Source organism: Phocaeicola sp. (genome assembly GCF_057861905.1).
In genome coordinates this window covers 1-5,751 of record NZ_DBMACV010000114.1, presented here as the reverse complement: position 1 = coordinate 5,751, position 5,751 = coordinate 1, and the positions used below count along the sequence as shown (strand labels likewise).

General features: G+C 43.6%; 7 protein-coding genes. All 7 read left to right on the top strand.

The genetic code is table 11. From position 1 onward, the window contains the following. The first annotated feature begins 428 nt into the window (after positions 1-428). Positions 429-797 (top strand): helix-turn-helix domain-containing protein, encoded by a 369-nt coding sequence (locus tag ACZM60_RS14270; RefSeq protein WP_117856058.1) that lies wholly within the window; start codon positions 429-431, stop codon positions 795-797. Positions 798-808: 11 nt separating this feature from the next. After that, positions 809-2,176, top strand: coding sequence for a DUF3987 domain-containing protein (locus ACZM60_RS14265; protein WP_489521823.1), 1,368 nt, complete (start codon positions 809-811; stop codon positions 2,174-2,176). Positions 2,177-2,258: 82 nt separating this feature from the next. Further along, positions 2,259-3,332 carry a DUF6371 domain-containing protein gene (locus tag ACZM60_RS14260; protein WP_489521822.1) on the top strand — a complete coding sequence of 358 codons (1,074 nt, stop codon included), beginning with the start codon at positions 2,259-2,261 and terminating at the stop codon, positions 3,330-3,332. 139 nt (positions 3,333-3,471) lie between these two features. Then, positions 3,472-3,780 (top strand): MobC family plasmid mobilization relaxosome protein, encoded by a 309-nt coding sequence (locus ACZM60_RS14255; RefSeq protein WP_195741680.1) that lies wholly within the window; start codon positions 3,472-3,474, stop codon positions 3,778-3,780. After that, the gene (locus tag ACZM60_RS14250; protein ID WP_489521821.1) at positions 3,770-4,708 is read left to right on the top strand and encodes a relaxase/mobilization nuclease domain-containing protein; all 939 of its coding nucleotides are present in this window, start codon (positions 3,770-3,772) and stop codon (positions 4,706-4,708) included. The genes ACZM60_RS14255 and ACZM60_RS14250 overlap by 11 nt, the downstream gene beginning before the upstream one ends. A 35-nt stretch (positions 4,709-4,743) precedes the next feature. Further along, entirely contained in the window at positions 4,744-5,148 is a 405-nt protein-coding gene (locus ACZM60_RS14245) for a hypothetical protein (protein WP_489521820.1), read from the top strand. A gap of 273 nt (positions 5,149-5,421) precedes the next feature. Beyond that, positions 5,422-5,640 (top strand): helix-turn-helix transcriptional regulator, encoded by a 219-nt coding sequence (locus ACZM60_RS14240; protein ID WP_302016421.1) that lies wholly within the window; start codon positions 5,422-5,424, stop codon positions 5,638-5,640. Positions 5,641-5,751: the final 111 nt, after the last annotated feature.

Genomic DNA, 5,751 nt, shown 5'->3' with positions numbered 1-5,751 from the left:
TTCTAGAACAGCTTCAAAATCAGGATGTGTAATTTGCTTCCATTTTAAGAGATCATTATATAGTTCTGTCCCTGTCTTTCTATCATCACTACCAAGTGATTCTATTATAAATATACGATTGAATTGGATTTTCATATTTCTATTAATCTGTGAAAACAAAGTTACCAAAATTTATCAAAGTTAGTTTTTCACAACCCATATTTTATCATAAAATAGTCAACATTTTACGAAAAACAGCAGTTTTCCCCATCAATAACAATAGTTAGTCTCTATTTCTTATATCCTTCAATACGTGCAATTATATAATTACCAACAACTTACTACTAATTGACACCACCAAAAGTTATCTCACAGTTATATCCTGGTGATGTTTTCCACCATCAAAACACCAATTTCCTTTGCCAGCGAACAATTAAAAACGAGTACGTATGGCAAACGAACAAATCACTTTTGATAAGCTGCCGCAGGCGGTAGGTTATCTAACAGAACAGATGGAACAAATCCGGCAAATGGTGGCAGCACTGCAACCGCAGGCTTCTCCCGACAAGCATCGTCTTATTGAAATTGACGAAGCCTGTAAAATCACACGAAAGGCAAAGCCTACCATTTACACGCTTGCGCGCAAAGGACTGATTCCAGCTTACAAACGAGGTAAGAAACTCTATTTCTATGAAGATGAGCTGCTGCAATGGATTGAGTCCGGACGCAAGCAAATGCGGGCCATGTCACTTCAGGAACAGGCAGCGGAGATAGTACATGGGGCGAAACGCAAACCAAAGGGAGGTTATAACTTTTGATCTGTGCGTCTATGGAAACCTCCAAATTAACAGCAGAAGGTATCATCGGCGAGGTTGTGCGCATCGGAGCCAGGATGTCCGGTGGTGAGTTCCCGACAGAAATCTTTCCTATCAGGATTCAGCGCATCATTAGCAGTTTGCACGATTGTCAGGGCTATCCCGTGGATTATGTTGCTGCGGCTATCCTTGCAGCCATTGCCGTGGGGATTGGCAACTCCCATCTGGTGCAGGTGAAGCGCAACTGGCTGGAAAGTCCCATCTTGTACATGGCACTGATTGGACGTCCTGGAGCCAATAAGAGTCATCCACTGAGTTTCGCTTTCCAGCCGTTTATTGAGCACGACTATTGTCAGAATCAGAAATATCAGAAGTTGTATGCTGAGTATGAACGCACTATGTCCATGAGCAAAAAGGAACGCTTGGAAGCCGGTTTGGATGAGTTTCCGCAGGCACCCGTGCGCAAACGCTTTCTTGTTTCGGATATCACTCCCGAAGGATTGAGCCTGATACATGCTCAGAATCCCAGAGGACTCTGCCTTTGGTCGGACGAGCTATCTGCCTGGTTCAAGAACTTCAACCGCTATAATAACGGTTCGGAAGAACAGTTCTGGCTTTCGGTGTTCAATGCCAAGCCCACGATTTCCGACCGCAAGAGTACGCAAAGTTCCATTTTTATCAGACGTCCTTACATCTCTGTTATCGGTACCATCCAAAAGAAGATTCTGGGTGAACTGGTCAAGGGCGAGCGTTCTAGTAACGGTTTCATCGACCGTATTCTTTTCGTGATGCCTGAATCTGTCTTGAAAAGCAGATGGAACGATCGGGAAACTCCTGAAGAACTGGAAATCCAGTGGCAACAGATTATCGACAAGCTGATTGCTCAGGATTGTCCGCATGACGAGAATAATGAGTTGCAGCCTCAATGCCTGCCATTCGATGAAGATGCCAAGCAACGACTTTACGGTTGGCAACATGAAAATGCCCGCCAATGTGATATGGAAACCAATGATGCTTTGGTAGGTATTTACTGCAAACTGGAAATCTACATTATCCGGTTTTGTCTGATTATCCAACTTGCCCGATGGACTTGCGGAGAGTGCGACAAGCATACGATTGACCTTGAAAGTGTGAACCGTGCCATCCTGCTGGCCGAGTATTTTCGGACAACAGCTGTAAAAGTGCAGACTGCCGTCAGCCAGGAACAGTTGAGCGAATTGCACCGCAACATCTACCTGAACCTGCCTCAGAGATTTACGACGGCAGAAGGTATCGGTATTGCTGAAAGCTACGGGATGAAGGAGCATGCTTTCAAGATGTTTCTAAAACGCCATATCGGAACTTTATTCAGAAAAGAGAATCATGGAGAATACAGTAAATAAACCTGTTACTATGCACATTTTCGCAACCGAGGGGTTTGTGAAGTTGCGAAAATGTGCATAGTAACATCCAAACAGAAAGAAAATGAACTACAGATTCACATTAGAACCATACAAAGGTGTCAGTACCCGGCACACATGCCCGAACTGCCACCGCAAAAGTTGTTTCGCCAAATACATCGATACGGAAAAGCAAATCAGTTTTCCCGATTATGTAGGGCGATGCAACCATGAGCAGAAGTGCGGCTACAACTATACGCCCAAAATGTACTTTGACGAGAACCCGATGGCCAAGGAACGATTGAGCGAAGAGTTTGTATCGGTGTCAAAACCACGCATCAGTCTGCCTCCTGAACCTTCATTCATTGAGCCGAAAATCATGAGGCAGTCCCTGAAGTTGTATCACACGAACAAGCTGTTTCAGTTCCTGAGTTTCCATTTCGGACAGGAAGCTACCGAAAAGCTGATGTTGCGCTACCATGTAGGGACCTCGAAACATTGGCCGGGAGCTACAGTCTTCTGGCAGGTGGATATTTCCGGACGGGTACGCACCGGAAAAGTGATGCTCTACAATCCCGAAAACGGAAGACGGATTAAAGAGCCGCACAACTACATCACGTGGGTACATTCCCTTCTGAAGAAAGAGAATTTCAATCTCCGACAATGCCTGTTTGGTGAGCACCTTTTGTCCTCCGACCAGCAGCGTCCGGTTGCTCTTGTGGAGAGTGAGAAAAGTGCCTTGATATCCAGCTTCTATCTGCCGCAATACCTCTGGATCGCTTCGGGCGGAAAGAACGGAGCGTTCAATCGAGAAGCCATGAGCGTATTGAAAAACCGACGTGTCCTGCTCTTCCCAGACTTGGGTGCAACCGACTATTGGAACAGTAGAATGGAGATGACCCGAAGCCTGGGAATAGAGGTTTCTCTCTTTGATTTTATGGAAAGAAATGCGACAAAAGAGGAACGGGATGCGGGTTATGACATCGCCGATTTTCTGCTGAGAGAAGAGACAAAGGAGGCTATTTTCAATCGTCTTGTTACGTTGAATCCAGCCTTGAAAACACTGGTCGAGACTTTCGATTTACAGCTTGTCAATGTGGAAAAAGCATCTCTTTCAGCAACGATTCAAAGTACCCGGAAAGGACTTTTCAAACGATGACTTTCAGATGTCTGATTCACTTCTTTTTCACTGGAGCAAGTTTATGCCGGTGTATTACATTTCCCGGCCACTTGCTCACCTCAAAAGACGGTGAGACAGCTCCCGATGGTCACAATTATTAATCTCAGAAGCAAATATTATGGACAAGAAAAATACAGTTACAATCCGTCTTACAGACGAACAATTCGGCTGGCTCAGAGCACTCAGCCGACGCAGTAAACGCAGTCAAAGCGAAGTAGTGCGTTCACTCATCGAACACGGTACGGTACGCGAACGGATTACGAGAGAAAATCTTGACATCATACGAAAACTGATTGGCGAAAGTACGAACCTGAACCAGCTTGCCAGACGAGCCAACGCTTACGGTTTTTATCGTGTGGCCGATGAGTGTCGGGCCGTTGCTCAAGAGATTTCACAACTCATAAAACAGCTCAAGGATGATAGGTAAAATTGTCAAGGGCACATCGTTTTCCGGGTGCGTAAACTATGTGCTGAAAGAAGATAAATCGCGCCTGCTGAAAGCGGTTGGTGTCTACGGTTCACCTGAAGAAATAGCGGAACAATTCGAGTTACAGACTTTATTGAATGACAAGGTCAAGAATACGGTTGGTCATATATCATTGAGCTTCTCCGCAGAAGACGGAGACCGCATCCGTGACGATGATGGACTGATGTTGAGGATCGCCCACGACTATATGAAGCTGATGGGAATTGCGAACACGCAGTTCATCATCGCCCGGCATATCGACCGTGACCATCCGCATTGTCACATCGTTTACAATCGGGTGGATAATGACGGCCGCACCATCAGCGACAAGAACGACCGTTACCGGAACGAAAAGGTCTGCAAGATGCTGACAGCCCGTTATCGTTTGCATTTTGCCGAAGGAAAAGAGCATGTCAATTTCATGCGGTTGCGTCGTCACGACAAGGTAAAGTATTTTATCTATCATGCCTTGAAACGGGAAGTTCCGAACGCCCGAAGCTGGAGTGAGCTGAGACTGGCCTTACGGAGATACGGAATTGATACGCAATGGAAGCTAAGTCGCACGACCGGAGAGATGCAAGGTGTCAAGTTCACATGTGACCAACTGACCTTTAGCGGTTCCAAAATTGACCGCCAGTTTAGTTTCCTGAACATCGACCAGGAGCTGCGATATAACGCTCTTTCTGCTACCATGAACCAGCGTCAGGCACAGGCAGAAACCATACGCGAGGAACCTCGGCATGAATATCAGCAGGAGAATCATTCCGGCATCAGTCTGGGACTGTTCACTCCCTCTCCTACGGATTATGATATGGAGGAAGCAATACAGGCCAACCGGCTTAAAAAGAAGAAAAAGAAACCGAAACGCAAGCGAGGTTTCAGTCTATAATCAATTTTTTATTAACCATCAAAATTCAAATTATTATGAACTATTCCGATTTTATTTATGATTTCAATCTCTATTTGTGTGAGAGATTCGGTTACAGAAACTGTTGTTCCGTCATGCACAACGCCAACGGTATTTGTGTTTCTGTCAATGTAGGCGAAATGGATTTATACATCCGTTTTTGGGAATACAGTTGCGGCGTTGGCAGCATCCCCGACTGGAGCATTATCATTGTACGTAGCAACTTCAAACGAAACCAGCAGGAAAACCTGAAGGACCTTGCCCGCTTCTTCAAGGAATACGCCCCACGATACGGTTACAAATACCTCTGTACCGAAGATGACGATTACAACTATTATCAGACTCTTGGTTTGAAACTTATTCACCGAGGATTTTTCAGACAATATAATTATGGGTTGCCGTTGAAGGAGTTGGAAGTGTAAGAGAATTTATAAGCATTAAGGAAGAGATCTTACTCTTTCTTAATGCTCTTTATAATTATTGTCTTTGCGGAACTAAAAGAGTTTCTTAATATAATGTTTACACAAAAGATCTTATAATACAAATTAAGAATGGTGTGAATCGTATTATTTCATTTAATTTGGCGAAATTCTCTATTTTATAGAGATATTTCTCCAAAAGTCACTACCTGATAGAATAAAAAGACTAATTTTGTAATTAAATTAAAGGCTGTATAAACTAAAAGCCATAGACGTATGCAAGAAAAAGACAAAAATATAAATAGAATAAAGGCTGTACTCGCAGAAAAAAATAAAACGAGTAAATGGTTAGCATGTCAATTAAATAAAGATCAGACGACGGTTTCAAAGTGGTGTACAAACACTTATCAACCTAGTTTAGAGACTTTGGTTAAGATTGCAAAGTGTTTGAATGTTGATGTGAGAGATTTAATTGTAAAAACAGAAACCGAATAGTTTATGTATAAAATTACCTGAGTTCGGGATAAGTTTAGAATAAGGCCAGTTGTTTTGAGTCCTCAATATAGTATCCTTGCAATGCATCCGGTTTGTTTTCAAAGAAACAAT

Excerpts from the sequence above, each read along its gene's own strand:
- ACZM60_RS14270 (WP_117856058.1), top strand. The coding sequence starts at position 429 with ATGGCAAACGAACAAATCACTTTTGATAAGCTGCCGCAGGCGGTAGGT.
- ACZM60_RS14265 (WP_489521823.1), top strand. The coding sequence starts at position 809 with ATGGAAACCTCCAAATTAACAGCAGAAGGTATCATCGGCGAGGTTGTG.
- ACZM60_RS14260 (WP_489521822.1), top strand. The coding sequence starts at position 2,259 with ATGAACTACAGATTCACATTAGAACCATACAAAGGTGTCAGTACCCGG.
- ACZM60_RS14255 (WP_195741680.1), top strand. The coding sequence starts at position 3,472 with ATGGACAAGAAAAATACAGTTACAATCCGTCTTACAGACGAACAATTC.
- ACZM60_RS14250 (WP_489521821.1), top strand. The coding sequence starts at position 3,770 with ATGATAGGTAAAATTGTCAAGGGCACATCGTTTTCCGGGTGCGTAAAC.
- ACZM60_RS14245 (WP_489521820.1), top strand. The coding sequence starts at position 4,744 with ATGAACTATTCCGATTTTATTTATGATTTCAATCTCTATTTGTGTGAG.
- ACZM60_RS14240 (WP_302016421.1), top strand. The coding sequence starts at position 5,422 with ATGCAAGAAAAAGACAAAAATATAAATAGAATAAAGGCTGTACTCGCA.